The organism is Bacteroidales bacterium, from assembly GCA_021157585.1.
In the GTDB taxonomy this organism is placed as follows: Bacteria; Bacteroidota; Bacteroidia; order Bacteroidales; family UBA12170; genus UBA12170.
Genome location: JAGGWH010000027.1, coordinates 1 through 17,962 on the forward strand (window position 1 = coordinate 1; position 17,962 = coordinate 17,962).

Here is a 17,962-nt window from a genome sequence, read left to right on the forward strand (position 1 = left end):
ACCCAAAACATAGTTGTTGGAGACCCTACCATTGGCACAGTAAATAGTATTATTGCACCCATAATATGAAAAGACCCTAATAATTTCTCTGCATTAATCCATCTATCAGCAATTATTCCTGCCAATGCAGGCATAAATAGCGAAGCTATTCCCATAGTTGAAAAGATTGCTCCAAACTCTGCTCCAGACCATTGTTTGGTCTGAAACCAATATCCGCCTATTGTTATTAACCAAGCTCCCCAAATAAAAAATTGGAGAAAGTTCATTAGTATAAGTCGTGATTTAATTCCCATAGTCTATGTTGTTATTGATATTAATATGTTTAATTTTGAAAAAAATAAAGGCAAATATAAACTAATTTCAATGAATTGTATTGCAATAGCTTGCTTGTTAATATTTTTGAACATGCTTATTAATCCATTTTCAATCGTAAAAAAACTATAACCATTATGCAACAATACCTCGATTTATTAACACGGGTTTTAGACGAAGGAGCACAAAAAGGCGACCGCACAGGAACGGGTACTAAAAGTGTTTTCGGTCATCAGATGCGTTTTGATTTAAGTAAAGGCTTCCCTGTATTAACAACTAAAAAGCTACATTTACGCTCTATTATTCATGAGTTACTTTGGTTTTTACAAGGCAATACCAACGTGAAATATTTGCAAGAAAACAACGTACGCATTTGGAATGAATGGGCAGATGAAAATGGAGAGTTGGGACCTATTTACGGCTATCAATGGCGATCTTGGCCCGGGCAAAACGGAGAACATATCGATCAAATAAGCCAAATTATCGATTCAATAAAAAATAATCCCAATTCCAGACGACATATAGTGAATGCTTGGAATGTAAGCGAAATTAAAAATATGGCATTACCTCCTTGCCATATCTTATTTCAGTTTTATGTTGCCGACGGAAAATTATCCTGTCAACTGTATCAGCGAAGTGCTGATATTTTCCTTGGAGTACCTTTTAACATTGCTTCATACGCTTTACTCACCATGATGGTTGCTCAGGTAACCGGATTAAAACCGGGAGAATTTGTTCATACTTTAGGCGATGCTCATATTTACTTAAATCATTTGAATCAAGTAAAACTTCAGCTGACGCGAAACACTTTTGATTTACCTCAAATGCACATTAACCCTGAAATAAAGTCGATTTTTGATTTTAAATACGAAGATTTTGAATTAAAGAATTATAAAGCACACCCTTCTATTAAAGGCGAAATATCGGTTTAATATTTTTACTCCTCAAGTTTTAACAATTCATCATAAGGATTACCTTCTATTCCTAACATTTGTGTAAATGCAGCTTCGGTTGACAATCCTTGATGCTTCAGCTTAATAATCTCAGACCTAAATTCTGGTCCTTTTTCTTGTAGAATTTTATATTCGATGAGCATATGCCGATATGCATTTTGTTTATCGGAAGGTATATTCTGTCCGAAAATCTCTACAATAAATCTTACGGTCTCAAATTTCGCAACGGTCGACTTAATTCCTTGATGAACTTTTGTTTTTATTTCGAATCTGTTTTTATCTACAAACAACTTGTACAAAACATCTGAAAACTCATCATTATTCTCACATTCACAGACAATATCTAAATCGCTATTTGGTAAATCAATTCCTAATGGAATTGTTCCGGATAGAATTGGATTATAAACTTTCAGCTTTTCAAATATTTGCAATTCTTTTAATTCGATATAAGCTTCTTTTTGCCGGCTATTTCCGAATTTCAAATAATCAATATTTTTAAAGTTTATCATTATTTACTAACTCCTTTAAAACTATTTAATAAAAACCGATATAAAATAATTTTATACTTTATCTACCAGTACGAGTATCTGACAAATGGATAAGCTTTTCTGTAATAATTCCTTGAAATATTGACATTACCGCCATAACCACCAACAACGTAATGGAATAAACCCAGTCAAAATATAACAAAAGTACGGGCAACCATTGTAATTTTATTCCTCTGTTATAAAGAAATACAACAAGAAACTTATCCTTAACACCTCTCGACTGTAAATCCTTCAAAAGCGGATACCAAGCGTAAATGGAACCCATCGAAATAATCCCTGCCAATACTGAGATTATCCAACCTTTAATACCGGCATCCTCCCCCATATATTTTTGTATTCCTTTATTATCGATAAACAGATTTGCCAAAAACATTATAGTATAAACAAGAATAAAAACAGGAGCAATTTGTACAAGTAGACTATAAAATGAATTTAAAATAGGTGTCATTTTTTCGGGAGCAAAGAAATATACCGAAATATATACTCCCAATACTACTAGTGGGAAATACCATTTTGCAAGTCCTTGCTTTGGCTTTTTACTTTTCTTATGTTCTTCTATTTTCAAATCCATTTTACAAAACGCCAACAATAAATACAGTAATAATGGCGGTAACAATAGCCATAAAGAAAGCACTAATATTCCTATAAATTGCAAATCTCTTACCAAGAGCTTTTGCCTCAATAGGCGATTGAATTATTCCTACAGTTACCCAAGCCACCATAAAAGCAGTTACAGCAACTAAACTAACACCGTTACTTAAAAATTCACTCCCAAGAACATAAGCTGTTATAGGATTTCCAAGCATCAAACTCCCAATAAAATCACCTAACAAAGAATCTAATAATAGATTACCCGTAAACAGATTAGTAAAAAAAGAAGTTGGAATTAAAACGGTAATAATACTCACCAACAATAAGACACCAAGAATTATAGGAATAATACCCATAATTCCATTTAGTGCCGCTTTATTAGATTTTTTAATTTTTTTTATATTCATCCGTCAAAAAACTATTCAAAGTACATGTCTTTTCAATCTCGCTTTTTCAATAAACCTTTTAAAAAATTATTTTCTGCTTGCTTTCAAATCTTCTATTACTTGCATAGCCTCATAGATATAAATATCTTTTACTATAGCTTTATGCCATTCTTTATTAATTTCCATACGAGTAGAATCTGACTGAATGTAAGCATTATCAACATCAAAGTTTTGTACATCAATAGCTAATTCATCTTTACCTAATTCCTCAAATTTTTTCAAGTTCTCTTCTTCAAGATACTTCATTTTTGAGAACACATCAAAATTCAAAGGTTCGAGAGTTTCTTCATTTTCCTTCTTTACCAGTCTTGCTCTTTCATCCAAAAGGGTGAAAGGTTCTGAATTAGCAATACGGGCTTTACTTTTTTCTACAATTGATGAATAATTCGGGATATAATTATATGTTGGTGTATAATTCACGGCTTTAATCTCATCCCAGGGCATAGCCGATTCTTCTTCTTTTTCGCCAAAATCTATATAGCTGTATATATCAGGAAGAATAATTTCAGGAACTACACCTTTTTTCTGTGTTGCTCCACCATTGATGCGATAAAATTTTTGCATAGTAAATTTAAGCGACCCGAATTTCTTATACATATTATAACGTGCTGGCATTATTCTATCCAAATCGGTAAAACGCTGTACTGTTCCTTTTCCGTAAGTAGATTTTGTTCCAACAATAATTGCTCTTTTATAGTCTTGCATTGCAGCAGCTAATATTTCTGATGCAGAAGCGCTAAAGGAATTTACCAAGATAACAAGGTTACCGTCAAAGTATATTTTAGTATCATTATCACTTAAAACCTGCACTTTCCCATTACCACTTCTCACCTGTACAACAGGACCGTTTTGAATAAACAAACCTGCAATATCCACAGCATCCATTAAACTTCCACCGCCATTATTTCGCATATCCAAAATAATATTTTCAATACCTTCAGCATTAATTTTAGCAATTTCCTTTTTCATATCTTTACTGCTTTTACGCCCTAAGGGATCATTAAAATTGGCATAAAAAGAAGGTAAATTTATATAAGCTATACGCATTCCATCATCGGCTTTATCTCTAATAATTGCCGACTTAGCGTAGGTTTCTTCACGAATTACTTTATCACGGATAATAGGAACCAAAAGTACTTGTCCATCAGGTTTACGAATTGTTAAACGAACTTCGGTTCCTTTTGGACCTCGAATTAATTTTACCGCATCGTCTAATCTCATATCATAAACATCTACCGGCTCTTTATCAGCCTGGCCAACTTTCATAATCAAATCTTCAGATTTCAGGTCGCCTTGTTTCCAGGCAGGACTCCCCGGAACAACTTCAACAACTCGAACATATCCGTCTTTAGTAGAAAGTGTAGCTCCAATTCCTTCAACAGTACCAGAAAACCGTATATCAAAATCTTCTTTTAACTTAGGAGGAAAATAGCTGGTATGCGGGTCATATATAGCAGTCAAAGAATTTATATATGTACTTATCTTATCTGTATTATTAGATTGATCTATCATACGATGAAACCACTCATTATGCCTTTTAAGAATGCTTGCTCTTGCTTCTTTTTCAAGAGTTTCAAAAGATTTTATAGTAACTGTATCACTTTTTAACGCAGCTTTTTCTTGTAACTTTTGTGCTCCGTATATCTGACTAATAACTTGATATTTTAACGCTTGTCGCCAAGAATCTTTTAATTCGATAAGAGATTTAGAATATGGCAATTTATCAGTATCCATCTCTATTTTCTCGTTTATAGTGTAATCGAAAGGTTTTTCCAAAAGCTCTCTGTAAATCTGCTGAACCTCTCTACTTCTTTTCTCAATAAGTTCTACACTCAAATTAAAGAAATCTAATCTATCGGATAAAATCTGATCATCTAAATCAAGGCGATAATTATTGAGCAAATCAATATCTTCCTGTAACAAAAACTTCTTTGTTCTATCTATAGCTTGAATATATTCATCAAAAAAATCTACCGATAAAGAGTCGTCTATTTTTCGGGGGTGATAATGAGCATTTTGTAAGGTAGCTATAATTGCATCACTTAGTAATTTATTTTTCTGATTTTCAAATTTCTTCTGCTCTACTACTTCTTCTACAGTTTGTTGTGCCGAGGCAAAAGAAGTGATTACCCAAAAAAGTAAGCTGAAAAAGTACATAGTTTTATTTATTCGCATATGAGTACAAATTAAGATTAATTAGATACGGTTCTACTCCGCATCAAAATTAGAAAATTAAATAGCAACGAGCTCTGTTTGGCTGTTAATTATTGTTAAGCTGAGACTTAGCATTTATTGCAATTTGAGATATTTGAATAAATGATCTATTGTCGTATAGAGCAATTATCCATAATTTAAAAATAAAGGACTCTACAAAAACCCGATTTTATATAAAAAAAGCCCGAATTAATCGGACTTTTTAATATATAATTTTTAGGTATCTATATTGGCATATTTTGCATTTTGCTCAATAAATTCCCTTCGTGGTGGAACATCATCTCCCATCAACATAGAAAATACATGATCTACTTCGGGTTCATTCATTATAGTTACCTGTCGAAGTGTTCTCAATTCGGGGTTCATGGTTGTAGTCCATAATTGCTCTGCATTCATCTCTCCAAGACCTTTATATCGTTGAACATGAACACCTTTACCATCTCTGGACAACTGTAAGGATAATCTATCACGTTGATCATCGTCCCAAGCATAATGCTCTTCTTTTCCCTTTTTCACCAAATAAAATGGCGGAGTAGCAATATAAACATAACCTTGTTCAATTAACGGTTTCATATAACGAAAGAAGAAAGTTAGGATTAGTGTAGCAATATGGCTACCGTCTACATCGGCATCCGTCATAATTATAATTTTATGATAGCGTAATTTTGTTAGATTTAAAGCCTTACTATCTTCCTCTGTTCCCACACTAACACCTAATGCAGTAAACATATTTCTAATTTCTTCACTTTCAAAAATTTTATGTGGCATTGCTTTTTCCACATTCAAAATTTTACCTCTTAGAGGAAGTATCGCTTGTATCATACGATCGCGACCTTGCTTAGCTGTTCCACCGGCCGAATCACCTTCCACTAAGAATATTTCGGATAAGGCAGGATCTGTTTCTGAGCAATCGGCCAATTTACCAGGTAATCCTGATCCTGATAAAACATTTTTACGCTGTACTAATTCTCTGGCTTTTCTTGCAGCATGACGTGCTGTTGCAGCAAGAATTACTTTGTTTACAATAATCCTGGCTTCTTTAGGGTTTTCCTCTAAAAAAATCGATAATGCTTCGCTAACCATTTGGTCAACAGCACCCATTACTTCAGAGTTTCCAAGCTTTGTCTTTGTTTGTCCTTCAAATTGCGGCTCTTGTACTTTTACAGAAAGAACAGCCGTTAATCCTTCACGAAAATCATCGCCACTAATATCAAATTTTAATTTGGCTAACATCCCAGATTTATCGGCATACGATTTTAGTGTACGTGTTAAACCTCTTCTGAATCCGCTTAAATGCGTTCCTCCCTCATATGTATTGATATTATTTACATAAGAATGAAGATTTTCCGAAAAAGAAGTATTGTATTGCATAGCAATTTCTACAGGAGTCCCGTTTTTTTCACCTTCAATATAAATTGGACTCTCCGTTAATTTCACACGTGTTTCATCGAGATAATCGATAAAATCCTTCAAACCTTCTTCAGAATAAAAACGATCGGAAATATAGTTTCCTTCTTCATCTTTATTTCTTTTATCAGTTAAATTTAATTCTATACCTTTATTCAAAAAAGCCAATTCTCGCAATCGAGAAGCCAAAATTTGATAACTGTATTCTTTAACCGTAAAAATTGAATAATCGGGATAAAAAGTAATCTTTGTTCCTGTACGATCAGACTCGCCAATTATTGCGACATCGGCAATCGGTTTTCCTATTCTATATTCTTGTTTAAATATTTTTCCTTCACGATGAACTTCGGCTACCAAAAGAGATGAAAGAGCATTTACGCAACTCACTCCAACTCCGTGCAAACCACCGGAAACTTTATAACTCCCTTTATCAAATTTTCCACCGGCATGAAGCACTGTCATAACAACCTCTAAGGCACTACGTTGTTCTTTTTCGTGCATTCCCGTTGGGATTCCCCTTCCGTTGTCACATACTTTTATGGAATTATCCTCTTGAATTATCACATCAATTTTATCACAATAACCTGCCAAGGCCTCGTCAATTGAATTATCTACCACCTCATAAACAAGATGATGCAGACCTTTCTCAGAGATATCTCCGATATACATTGCAGGACGTTTACGTACGGCTTCCAAGCCTTCTAACACCTGTATATTATCTGCTGAATATTCGCCTTGTTTATCTAACTCTTCTTGTGTCATAAATTGTATTTTAATAAGCCTCGCAAATGTACAAAAAAGCAAGCATAATACCACCCTTAAGGCACTCTTAAAATGTAGTTTTTGTTAACATTTGTTAAGAAATTTCGGGCTTGGTTTTTAGTTTTATTAAGCATTAGTTATCAAGCTTAAAACAACTAAACTTATCGACAAGATTACAGCCCTTTTTGCTCGCTTACAGAAGATCCAAACTCCATCAGGTAACCCTTAATAAAAATATCTAAATCACCATCCATTACAGCTTGAACATTTGAGGTTTCGACACCTGTTCTTACATCTTTTACCAGTTTATAAGGATGCATAACATAGTTACGGATTTGAGAACCCCACTCTATCTTCTTTTTTGAGCTTTCTATGGCATCAATGGCTTCTTGTTTTTTGCGTAGTTCAGCTTCATACAATTGCGATTTTAGCATTTGCATAGCCTTTTGCCTGTTTTGACCTTGCGATCGGGTTTCTTGACATTCGACAATAATTCCTGAAGGAGCGTGTTTAAGGCGAACAGCCGTTTCTACCTTATTTACATTTTGACCTCCGGGACCTCCGGAACGAAAGGTATCCCAACTAATATCAGCCGGATTAACATCAATATGTATATCGTCATCAATAATTGGATAAGCATAAACAGAAGCAAATGAAGTATGCCTTTTATTTGCCGAATCGAAAGGCGATAATCGTACCAAACGGTGCACTCCGTTTTCACCTTTTAAATAGCCATAAGCAAAATCACCTTCAAACTCAATACTTACCGATTTTATTCCTGCCGTATCTGCTTCCTGATAATCAATAGTTTTTACTTTAAAACCTTTTCGCTCACCCCAACGCATATACATCCGCATAAGCATTTCAGCCCAATCCTGACTTTCTGTTCCACCTGCTCCCGGATTTATTTTTACGATAGCCGAAAACTTATCTTCCTGACCACTTAACATATTTAAAAACTCTAAGGCTTCAATATGCTCTAGAGTAACAGCTAACTGTTCTTCTACTTCCTGTTCCGAAGCTTCACCAAGTTTTAAAAAATCAAATAAAATGCCAAGATCAGAAAGAGCATCTTCGGCTTTTACAAAATCATCAACCCATTTTTTTTTAGCCTGAATATTTTTTAATGTCTTTTCTGCTAATTTCGGATTATCCCAAAAATCGGGAGCCTGAGTCTTTTCTTCTTCTTCAATAACTTCAATCTTCTTTCGATCGACGTCAAAGATACCTCCTCAAAGCATCTACTCTTGATGTCAGATCTTTTATATCCTCTGATAATATCATATGCTTTTAACTTATTCGTTTTCCATTATATGTAAAACATCCCAAATTAATTCAGTCTCATAGCCTTTGGAATATAGATATTGCGCTATCTTTTGTGTTTTTTCAAACTCGTTTTTAGCTTTAATATCTCGGCTCTTTTTAATAATGAGATTTTGCAAAGTTAAACGATATTCTTCATCCGTTATACTCTCTAATGCCTTATTGATAGAATAAGTTGAAATCTGTCGTTTTTTCAACTCAAGTCTTATTTTATGTTTTCCCCATTGTTTTATTCTAAACTTACCACTAACAAATTGAGTTGCAAAACGTTCTTCATTAATAAAACCTTGAGTTATTAGCTCCACTAAAATATCATCTCTTATTTCTTCATCTACTTTCCAATCTCTAAACTTTTTTTCTAAATCCCACTGGCAACGCTCTTGATAAACACAATATTTCTGTGCTTTATTTAAGGCTATATCAAAATCGTATAATGGAGCGGACATTAATTATATTTTTCTGTTCTTCAAAAGTAAAAATTTCCTCTTAAATAAAAAGTTAACAGTGCTTTTTGGATTAACTTCGTATTTTATTCTAAACAGCTGAAAAAATGCAAAAAAAAATTGATTTTTTAGTAATTGGTAGTGGAATTGCCGGCTTAAGTTATGCTTTAAAAGTAGCCAAAAAAGGAAAAGTATTAATTGTAACCAAATCTAATGCCGACGATACCGCAACAAAATATGCTCAAGGAGGTATTGCAGCAGTAATGTATACTCCTGATTCTTACGAAAAACATATTCAGGATACTCTTATTGCAGGAGATTTTTTATCAAACGAGAACATTGTTCGTATGACAATCACGGAGTCAACCGAACGTATAAAAGAATTAATTGAATGGGGTACAAATTTTGATAAAAATAAAATTGGGAAATATGACTTAGGAAAAGAAGGCGGACATTCTGAAAATCGCGTTTTACATCATAAAGACAGTACCGGATTAGAAATTGAACGAGCTTTATTAGCTAAAATCGATAAACATCCAAATATAGAAGTATGGGAAAACCATTTCACTATCGACCTTATTACACAGCATCATTTGGGAGAAATGGTAAAACGGACACAAAAAAATATTAAGTGTTTTGGAGCTTATGTTTTAAATCCTAAAAAAAACGAAGTATATACTGTTTTATCCAAAACAACTATGTTAGCCACAGGAGGAATTGGTAATCTTTATGCTTCAACCACCAATCCTGAAATTGCAACAGGTGATGGTATTGCAATGGCTTATAGAGCAAAAGGAATAATTGAAAATATGGAATTTATACAATTCCATCCAACATCATTATATAATCCGGGTGAAAAACCTGCTTTTCTAATAACAGAGGCTCTTCGTGGTTTTGGTGGAATTTTAAAAACAAAAGCCAATGAAACTTTTATGGAAAAATATGATAAACGTGGATCATTAGCACCTCGAGATATTGTTGCCCGAGCTATTGATAATGAGCTAAAAACAAGTGGTGATGAGTATGTTTACTTAGACTGTCGTCACTTAAACGCCAATAGTCTTATTCTTAATTTTCCAAAAATATATGCCAAATGCTTAAGTATTGGTATTGATATAACTAAAGAAATGATAGCAGTAGTTCCAAGTGCTCATTATTCTTGCGGAGGAATAAAAGTTGATGAATATGGTCGTACATCAATACAAAATCTTTATGCCTCAGGAGAATGCTCATCTACTGGGCTTCACGGAGCTAACAGACTGGCATCTAATTCATTATTGGAATCCGTTGTATTTTCTCATAGAGCAAGTATAGATGCTATTAAAAAATATACCGGCAATGATTTTCAAACAGATATTCCTGAATGGAATACAGAAGGGACAGTTTTAAATGAAGAAATGATTTTAATTACTCAATCTACTAAAGAGCTACAGAGTATTATGAGCAGTTATGTTGGCATTGTGCGGTCTGATTTACGCCTAAAACGCGCAATAGACAGATTAGCAATTATTTACAGAGAAACGGAAGATCTCTACGACAAATCTATTCTCTCTGTTGAAATATGTGAATTACGTAACCTTATAAATGTTGCTGATTTAATTTTAAAAATGGCTTTAAACCGTAAAGAAAGCAGAGGCTTGCATTATTCTATTGACTATCCACCTAAACAGAAATAAGTTTAATCTCTTTTAAGTAGTATATAATTTTTATACTCTCCTAATCTGTAATTTGTCAATTTCTCAAATACATTTAAAACCTTTGTTTTAAAGTCAAACCTTTTTTTTGTGGGATCGAAATTAAAATCCCAATTTTTGGCTGCTATTCGCTCTTGCATTACTTTTGGATGCTTTCCTTCAAAAACAGCTAAAGAATCTATTTGAGAATAATCAAAATTTTCTTCTGTAAAAGCCTCTTTTGGTTTTGTATCACTCCATAAACTCGGAAAATAATTACTCTTTGCCTGTTGAACTTCAGGATGTTTTACCCAACCGTAATGGTAAACGCTAGCATCAACAGCACGGACTTTCAGCTTTTGTCCATTTTTTCTAAAACCTTGAGCATCTCTATAAGACTGAATCTGCTTATCGTTACGAATCAATCTGATTTCTTGTCGATACCAACGACGAGAATTACCAATATAATCATAAGAACCATAAAAGTGCTTATACTTAAACAATAAACCCTCAACCTCTTTATTGCTCAAATTATCTTGCATTGCTTTTTTTATGATGGGCAAATATTTTTCATGAATTACTTCATCGGCTTGCAAATAAAAAGCCCAATCGCTATCCGCAGCAATAAGCTGAAAGGCTTTATTTGTTTCAACAGCCAAAATACGCCCACCTTGTCTTAAAGTATCGTCCCAAACACTCGAAAATATTTTAATCTTAGGAGAATCTATTGATTCAATAAGTGCCAAAGTATTATCATCAGACTTGCCAACAAGCACAACAAATTCATCTATTATTGACAGAATAGAGCGGATTGATTCCACAATAGGATAATCATATTTTACAGCATTCCGAATAAATGTAAATCCACTTACTTTCATCAGACAATAATACAATATTTAAATAGGACAAATTAAACTGACACTAAATTTACTAATTCTTTTTTAAGAGAATATAATTTTTGAATTCTCCCAAACGCTTATTAAAAAATAAATATTTCTCAAGCCAAGATATAAGCCTGTACTTTAATTTATCATGCTTAATTCGTATAGGGTTCTGACTAGTTGCCGGGCCGGTATATCTAAGTTTATTTCCCCAATTAAAAGCTTTAATCCACTCCTGCATAACTGCCGGATGAGTTCCTTTAAATTCATTTATTAAAGAAAGATTTCCGTAATCGAAAATCTTGTCAAACTTATGCTGCTTTTCTAAGATATCAGCATCGGCTTTGCCTTTATGATTAGTAGTAAATGCCTTAATCTTTTTCTGCATCCGTTCAGGCGGACGAACCCATCCATAATGATAAACCGCAGCATCCGCCTCAACTACTTTCAGCTTATAAGTTCCTTCTTGCTGTCTGTAATTAATTCCGTCAAACTTTGGTATTCTACGAAATGATTGTGCTGACTCCCATGAATGAATTTCAGGATCGTTTTTTACTATTCTGATTTCTTTACGATACCAACAATGGTTGTCTTGATAATGATTATAATCTCCCCAGAAATGAACATAATTAAAAAGCAAACCTTCTACTTCAGTATCATCTTGATATTTCTTACATTTTTCCTTAATCCCGTCAAGGTATTTTTCATGAATCACCTCATCTGATTGAAGATAGAAAATCCATTTCCCACTACAAAGATTCTTGGCAATATCTGTTTGATGCGCATGCTCCATGCCTCGAGGAAATTTTTCTATATCCCAAACGGTATCAATAATTTTAATCTTATCACTATCAATACTTTCAACTTCTTTCCGAGTAAGATCGTCCTCATCACTATCACCTAATACAACAATAAACTCATCAACAATTGGCAAAATGCTCATGATTGCCTGCTTCATAGGATAATATAGCTTATGAGCATTTTTCCCCATTGAAATTCCACTTATTCCTGTCTTTTTTTCCATAAAATTAATACATCTGAAGTTCGTGTAATTTCTTATACATACCGTCTTTTATGGCTATCAGCTCTTCATGTTTTCCTTGTTCAACAATTTCACCATCGTTAAGTACGACAATAAGATCGGCATACTTAACAGTAGAAAGTCTATGTGCAATAACAATAGATGTACGATTTTCCATTAATTTAATTATGGCATCCTGAACTAATTTTTCCGATTCGGTATCAAGAGCAGAGGTTGCTTCATCAAGAATTAATATGGGAGGGTTTTTTAATACTGCACGTGCAATACTGATACGTTGTCTTTGTCCGCCTGAAAGCTTACTACCGCCTTCCCCAATATTTGTTTGATATCCTTCGGGTAATTCCATAATAAAATCGTGAGCATTAGCTACTTTGGCAGCGGCAATAACATCTTCTTCTTTAGCATCATCAAAACCAAATGCTATATTATTAAAGAAAGTATCGTTAAATAATATCGATTGTTGACTTACTATCCCCATCAGTTGTCTTAAAGATTTAATATTCAAATCTTTAACATTTACACCATCAATTATTACTTCTCCATCCAAAACATCTATAAACCGAGGCAGAAGATCTACAAAAGTAGACTTCCCCGATCCGGAACGACCTACTAAAGCTATGGTTTTTCCTTTTTCAATACTAAGGCTAACATTTTTTAATACCCTTTCTTTATCATATTTAAAAGATACATTTTTATATTCTATCGACTTATCAAAATCTCTTTTTACAATAGCATTATCTTTTTCGTATATCTTATTTTCAGCATCCAAAATCTCATCTATTCTATCTACAGAAGCAAGACCTTTGAGTAAATTAAAATATGCTGTTGTAATAGATTTTGAAGGATTAATAATTTGTGAAAAAATTGCGAGATAGGCAATTAAACTTGAAGGAGTAATATTTCCCGTTCCTTCGAGAGCAATTTTCCCTCCATACCATAAAACCACAACAAGAACGCTAATACCAAGAATCTCACTCACAGGACTGGCTAATTGTTGCCTGCGAAAAACCCTCAGTAATAATCTGGTATATGTATTATTTGTATTTTTAAACTGATGATTTATCTTTTTTTCTGCATTAAAAGCCTTAATAATTCTTAATCCAACAAGAGTTTCTTCTAAATGTGATATTATTAAACCCAGTTTTTTTTGTCCTTTTAAAGATGTTGCCCTTAGTGATTTTCCGATTCGTCCAATTATTAGTCCACTTACCGGCAATAAAATAATAACAAATATGGTAAGGTTAATACTTATAGAAAAGAGTGCAAATAAATAAACAATAATCAGAATAGGATCTCTCAGAAGCATTTCTATCGACCGTATTATAGAGGCTTCTACTTCTTGAACATCTTGCGACATTCGGCTTATAACATCTCCTTTCTTTTCTTCAGAGAAAAAGCCAAGAGGAAGTGACAATATCTTGCTAAACAGTATATTTCTCATATCTCTTACTACTCCCGTTCTAACAGGAAGCATGAAATACTTTACAGAATAAACAAAAATATTTTTAAAAATCGTTGTTATAATCACCAGTAAACCGACAAAAAACAGAGCGTTTAATTTTCCTTGATTCACGATTATATCGCTCATAATGAAATTAAAATTATGAAGGAATGATTCCATATTCAATTCCCAGGGAACAGCTTCTGCAACAAGATCTACCTGACCAAAAAGAAGGTTAAGAAACGGCACTATAAGAGCAAGCGTAGAAACCGAAAAAATTGCGGTAAGTATCATAAATATAACACTTACAACTAGGTTCCATTTATATGGAATTACATACTTAGAAAATCTATATAATTTATCCATTAAGACTCTATCTATTTGTCTAAAAACTTGTTATTCCGGTATAGTTAGATGGTGTAATTGCTTTTAGTTCTTTTTTTACTGCTTCAGAAATATCCAATTTATCAATAAATTCATGAATTACTTTCTTATTCATTTTTGTACTTACTCTTGTTAATGCTTTTAGAGCTTCGTAAGGATTAGGATAGTTTTCTCTACGTAAAATTGTTTGAATAGCTTCTGCCACAACGGCCCAATTATTTTCCAAGTCTTCAGCTATTTTAGCTTCATTTAATATTAACTTTCCTACCCCTTTTCTTAAAGATTTATATGCCAATAAACTATGAGCCAAAGGAACACCTAAATTTCTGGTAACGGTTGAATCTGTTAAATCGCGTTGCAAACGAGAAATAGGAAGTTTTGCAGATAGATGCTCAAAAATAGCATTTGCCATTCCAAGATTTCCTTCAGAATTTTCAAAATCTATAGGATTTACTTTATGTGGCATAGCCGATGATCCTACTTCTCCTTTTTTTATTTTCTGCTTAAAGTATTCCATAGAGATATATGTCCAAACATCTCTATTTAAATCTATTAGTATAGAATTAATACGTTTTATATTATCAAAAAAAGCTGCCATATAATCATAATGCTCAATTTGAGTAGTTGTTTGTAAACGATACAAGCCTAACTTCTCTTTTATAAAACGATTTCCAAAATCTCGCCAATTAATATTTGGAAAGGCAACAATATGAGCATTAAAATTACCTGTTGCGCCCCCAAATTTTGCAGCAAAAGGAATGCGATCAAGCATCTTTAGTTGAGCTTCTAAACGCTCTACAAAAACATAAATTTCCTTCCCTAATCGGGTTGGCGATGCCGGCTGACCGTGGGTACGAGCTAACATTGAAATTTTCTTCCATGATTTTGCTCGCTGCTTAATTTCAAGAACCAACAATTTCAACTCGGGTAATACAACATTCTGAAAACCTTCTTTTAAAGAAAGTGGAATTGCTGTATTATTAATATCCTGAGAAGTAAGTCCAAAGTGAATAAATTCTTTATAATCAGATAAACCCAGGCTATTAAAGCGTTCTTTTAAGAAATACTCAACCGCTTTAACATCATGATTGATAAGCTTTTCTATTTCTTTAATTCTTTCTGCATCTTCTTCAGAGAACTGTAAATAAATACGCCTTAAACTATCAAATTTTGTTTTAGGAACTGACTCTAACTGAGGGAGAGGATACTCACACAAAGCAATAAAGTATTCAACTTCAACTCTTACGCGATAACGGATTAAACCTTTCTCAGAAAAATAAGTACTTAAGTTTTCATTCTGAGAACGATATCTGCCATCTATAGGACTTATTGCATTTAAAGAAGATAAAACCATTTATAATAATTTCGTATAATTTGCAGCAAAACTACAAAAGATTGTCCGATAAACATTTATGAAAAAATATAAAATAACACAAAATATATTTTATTAATACGCACAAGAAACATAGAGATAAGAATTATTTTTACCTTTGACTTATATCTAATAATAAAAACATGATACAAGAAAACTTACTCGAATATTTCGAGAAGAGCATTCAGCTCAATTGGGACAGAAAAGCACTCTCTAATTATAATGGAGCAACTTTCTTATATAAAGATATAGCCGAAAAAATAGCGCGCTATCATATTTTATTCGAAAAAGCAGGTATTAAAAAGGGTGATAAAATTGCGTTAATCGGTAAAAACTCAATAGGATGGGCAGTTAATTATATAGCAACATTAGGTTACGGAGCGGTTGCCGTTCCTATTTTACCCGATTTTACAGCAAAAGATATTTATAATATTGTTGAACATTCTGATTCTAAACTTCTTTTTATTTCCGATTTTATTTGGCCAAATGTTAAAGCAGAAGGATTTAAAAGTATAGAAGCAATTTTTTCATTAGAATCATTAGACCTCTTAACTGATAACACCGGAAATCATCAAGAAATTCTTGATAACTTAGATATTAATTTCAAAACAAAATTCCCTAACGGTTTAAATGTTGCGGATTTTAAATTAGCTGAAATTAATAATGATGAACTTGCAATGATTAGCTATACTTCCGGAACAACAGGATTTTCTAAAGGTGTTATGCTAACACATAATAGCCTATCTGCAAATGTACGCTTTGCTAGAAATAATATGCCTTTGGAAGCGGGTCATAATATATTATCATTTTTGCCTTTAGGACATTCTTACGGCTTGGCTTTTGAATTATTATTTCCTTTTTCTGTTGGATGTCATATAACATTTCTAACAAAAGTACCTTCGCCACAAATTATTATGAAAGCTTTCAGCGAAGTAAAACCTAATCTAATCCTATCGGTTCCTTTGATTATTGAAAAGATTTTCAAGAATCAAGTTTTACCACAGATTAGTAAACCACTGATGAAGGTTCTTTTAAAAATTCCTATTCTTAATAATGTGATTTATAAAAAAATACTTGACAAGCTAACCACCGTCTTTGGTGGAAACTTTAAAGAATTAGTTATTGGGGGAGCACCTTTTTGTCAACGTGGCGAAAGCTTCTTTAAAAGAATCGGCTTTCCTTTTGCTATCGGATACGGAATGACAGAATGCGGACCACTTGTCTCCTATGCTTCTTGGACTGAATTCAGACCAGGAGCTGTTGGAAAACCCGTTGACACCTTAGAAATCAGAATCGATTCTACCGATCCGATTAATGAAATTGGAGAAATTCAGATGAAAGGTGAAAATGTAATGATTGGCTATTACAAAAATGAAAAAGCTACCAAAGAAAGTTTTACTGAAGACGGATGGTTAAAATCCGGAGATCTTGGTCATTTCGACAAAGATGGATTCATATACATTAAAGGTCGCAATAAAAATATGCTTTTAGGTGCTTCCGGTCAGAATATCTATCCCGAAGAAATTGAAAGTAAATTAGCCAATCTTCCATACGTTATGGAATCTTTAGTAGTAATGAGAAATAAAAAGCTTATTGCGCTTGTTTATCCAAATATGGAAAAAGCAAAAACAGACAAATTAAGTACTGAAGTATTAGAGAAAATAATTAAAGGTCATAAAAAAGAAGTGAACAAACATTCTCCGGCTTATATGCAAATTTCTGATATTGAAATACAGGAAAAAGAATTTGCAAAAACACCAAAACAAAGTATAAAGCGATATTTATACCAATAATGATATTCCTTTTTAGATATAAAAAAAGCTGCTTCAAAAATGAAGCAGCTTTTTTTATTTATGCTTGAGCCGTTGGCCCTCCCATTGTAAAAGGAATTCCGCCATCACCTTTCGGTTCTTTAATAGGACCGTTCATAGCTTCAAACTTTTTAATGTTTTCTGCCAGTGCCTTATAAAGACGTTTAGCGTGTTCAGGAGTTAAAATAATACGCGATTTCACCTTTGCTTTGGGTACTCCGGGCATCATTTTCACAAAGTCCACAACAAATTCGGCATGTGAATGAGTAATTATAGCTAAATTGGAATAAATTCCTTCAGCCACTTCATCACTCAGTTCTATATTAACTTTATTCTCTTTTACTGGATCTGCCATCTTT

16 protein-coding genes are annotated in these 17,962 nt (G+C 33.2%); 3 read left to right on the forward strand and 13 right to left on the reverse strand.

Features of this window, described 5'->3' with window-relative positions; all coding sequences use genetic code 11:
* A partial coding sequence (locus J7K39_01295; protein MCD6178516.1) for an MFS transporter occupies window positions 1-293 on the reverse strand: 293 nt, incomplete at its 3' end.
* Between the two features lie 156 nt (window positions 294-449).
* On the opposite strand from J7K39_01295, the gene J7K39_01300 reads away from it, so the two are divergent.
* The gene (locus tag J7K39_01300) at window positions 450-1,244 is read left to right on the forward strand and encodes a thymidylate synthase (protein MCD6178517.1); all 795 of its coding nucleotides are present in this window, start codon (window positions 450-452) and stop codon (window positions 1,242-1,244) included.
* A 5-nt stretch (window positions 1,245-1,249) separates the two neighbouring features.
* Here the strand turns inward: J7K39_01300 and J7K39_01305 are convergent, their stop codons facing one another.
* From J7K39_01305 to J7K39_01335, 7 genes are all read right to left on the reverse strand, one after another.
* Window positions 1,250-1,774 (reverse strand): DUF4269 domain-containing protein, encoded by a 525-nt coding sequence (locus J7K39_01305; protein ID MCD6178518.1) that lies wholly within the window; start codon window positions 1,772-1,774, stop codon window positions 1,250-1,252.
* 58 nt (window positions 1,775-1,832) lie between these two features.
* Window positions 1,833-2,378, reverse strand: a complete 546-nt coding sequence (locus J7K39_01310; protein ID MCD6178519.1) for a hypothetical protein — start codon at window positions 2,376-2,378, stop codon at window positions 1,833-1,835.
* Between the two features lie 7 nt (window positions 2,379-2,385).
* The gene (locus J7K39_01315) at window positions 2,386-2,811 is read right to left on the reverse strand and encodes a hypothetical protein (GenBank protein MCD6178520.1); all 426 of its coding nucleotides are present in this window, start codon (window positions 2,809-2,811) and stop codon (window positions 2,386-2,388) included.
* Between the two features lie 66 nt (window positions 2,812-2,877).
* Complete coding sequence (locus tag J7K39_01320) at window positions 2,878-5,025, reverse strand: carboxy terminal-processing peptidase (GenBank protein MCD6178521.1); 2,148 nt, start codon at window positions 5,023-5,025, stop codon at window positions 2,878-2,880.
* 255 nt (window positions 5,026-5,280) lie between these two features.
* A complete protein-coding gene (gyrB, locus tag J7K39_01325) occupies window positions 5,281-7,233 on the reverse strand; it encodes a DNA topoisomerase (ATP-hydrolyzing) subunit B (protein ID MCD6178522.1) in 1,953 nt (650 codons plus the stop codon).
* Between the two features lie 173 nt (window positions 7,234-7,406).
* A protein-coding gene (gene prfB, locus J7K39_01330; GenBank protein MCD6178523.1) for a peptide chain release factor 2 occupies window positions 7,407-8,517 on the reverse strand; the annotation gives its coding sequence in 2 pieces (ribosomal slippage) (window positions 7,407-8,453 and window positions 8,455-8,517; 1,110 coding nt in all).
* Window positions 8,518-8,528: 11 nt separating this feature from the next.
* Complete coding sequence (locus J7K39_01335; GenBank protein MCD6178524.1) at window positions 8,529-9,002, reverse strand: RecX family transcriptional regulator; 474 nt, start codon at window positions 9,000-9,002, stop codon at window positions 8,529-8,531.
* Window positions 9,003-9,106: 104 nt separating this feature from the next.
* Between J7K39_01335 and nadB the strand changes: the two genes are divergently transcribed.
* On the forward strand, window positions 9,107-10,675 hold the full coding sequence (nadB, locus tag J7K39_01340) for an L-aspartate oxidase (GenBank protein ID MCD6178525.1): 1,569 nt from the start codon (window positions 9,107-9,109) through the stop codon (window positions 10,673-10,675).
* 2 nt (window positions 10,676-10,677) lie between these two features.
* Here the strand turns inward: nadB and J7K39_01345 are convergent, their stop codons facing one another.
* The 4 genes from J7K39_01345 to purB are packed head-to-tail and all read right to left on the reverse strand — an operon-like array spanning window position 10,678 to window position 15,774.
* The gene (locus J7K39_01345) at window positions 10,678-11,550 is read right to left on the reverse strand and encodes a hypothetical protein (GenBank protein MCD6178526.1); all 873 of its coding nucleotides are present in this window, start codon (window positions 11,548-11,550) and stop codon (window positions 10,678-10,680) included.
* A 52-nt stretch (window positions 11,551-11,602) separates the two neighbouring features.
* Window positions 11,603-12,577 (reverse strand): hypothetical protein, encoded by a 975-nt coding sequence (locus tag J7K39_01350; protein MCD6178527.1) that lies wholly within the window; start codon window positions 12,575-12,577, stop codon window positions 11,603-11,605.
* Between the two features lie 4 nt (window positions 12,578-12,581).
* Window positions 12,582-14,402: an ABC transporter ATP-binding protein gene (locus tag J7K39_01355; protein MCD6178528.1), complete on the reverse strand. Its 1,821-nt coding sequence runs from the start codon at window positions 14,400-14,402 to the stop codon at window positions 12,582-12,584.
* Window positions 14,403-14,421: 19 nt separating this feature from the next.
* Window positions 14,422-15,774 carry an adenylosuccinate lyase gene (purB, locus tag J7K39_01360; protein ID MCD6178529.1) on the reverse strand — a complete coding sequence of 451 codons (1,353 nt, stop codon included), beginning with the start codon at window positions 15,772-15,774 and terminating at the stop codon, window positions 14,422-14,424.
* 164 nt (window positions 15,775-15,938) lie between these two features.
* Here purB and J7K39_01365 point away from each other — a divergent pair, with 164 nt between their 5' ends.
* Entirely contained in the window at window positions 15,939-17,585 is a 1,647-nt protein-coding gene (locus J7K39_01365) for an AMP-binding protein (protein ID MCD6178530.1), read from the forward strand.
* Between the two features lie 58 nt (window positions 17,586-17,643).
* On the opposite strand, the gene J7K39_01370 is transcribed toward J7K39_01365, so the two are convergent.
* Entirely contained in the window at window positions 17,644-17,958 is a 315-nt protein-coding gene (locus J7K39_01370) for a DUF3467 domain-containing protein (GenBank protein MCD6178531.1), read from the reverse strand.
* Window positions 17,959-17,962: the final 4 nt, after the last annotated feature.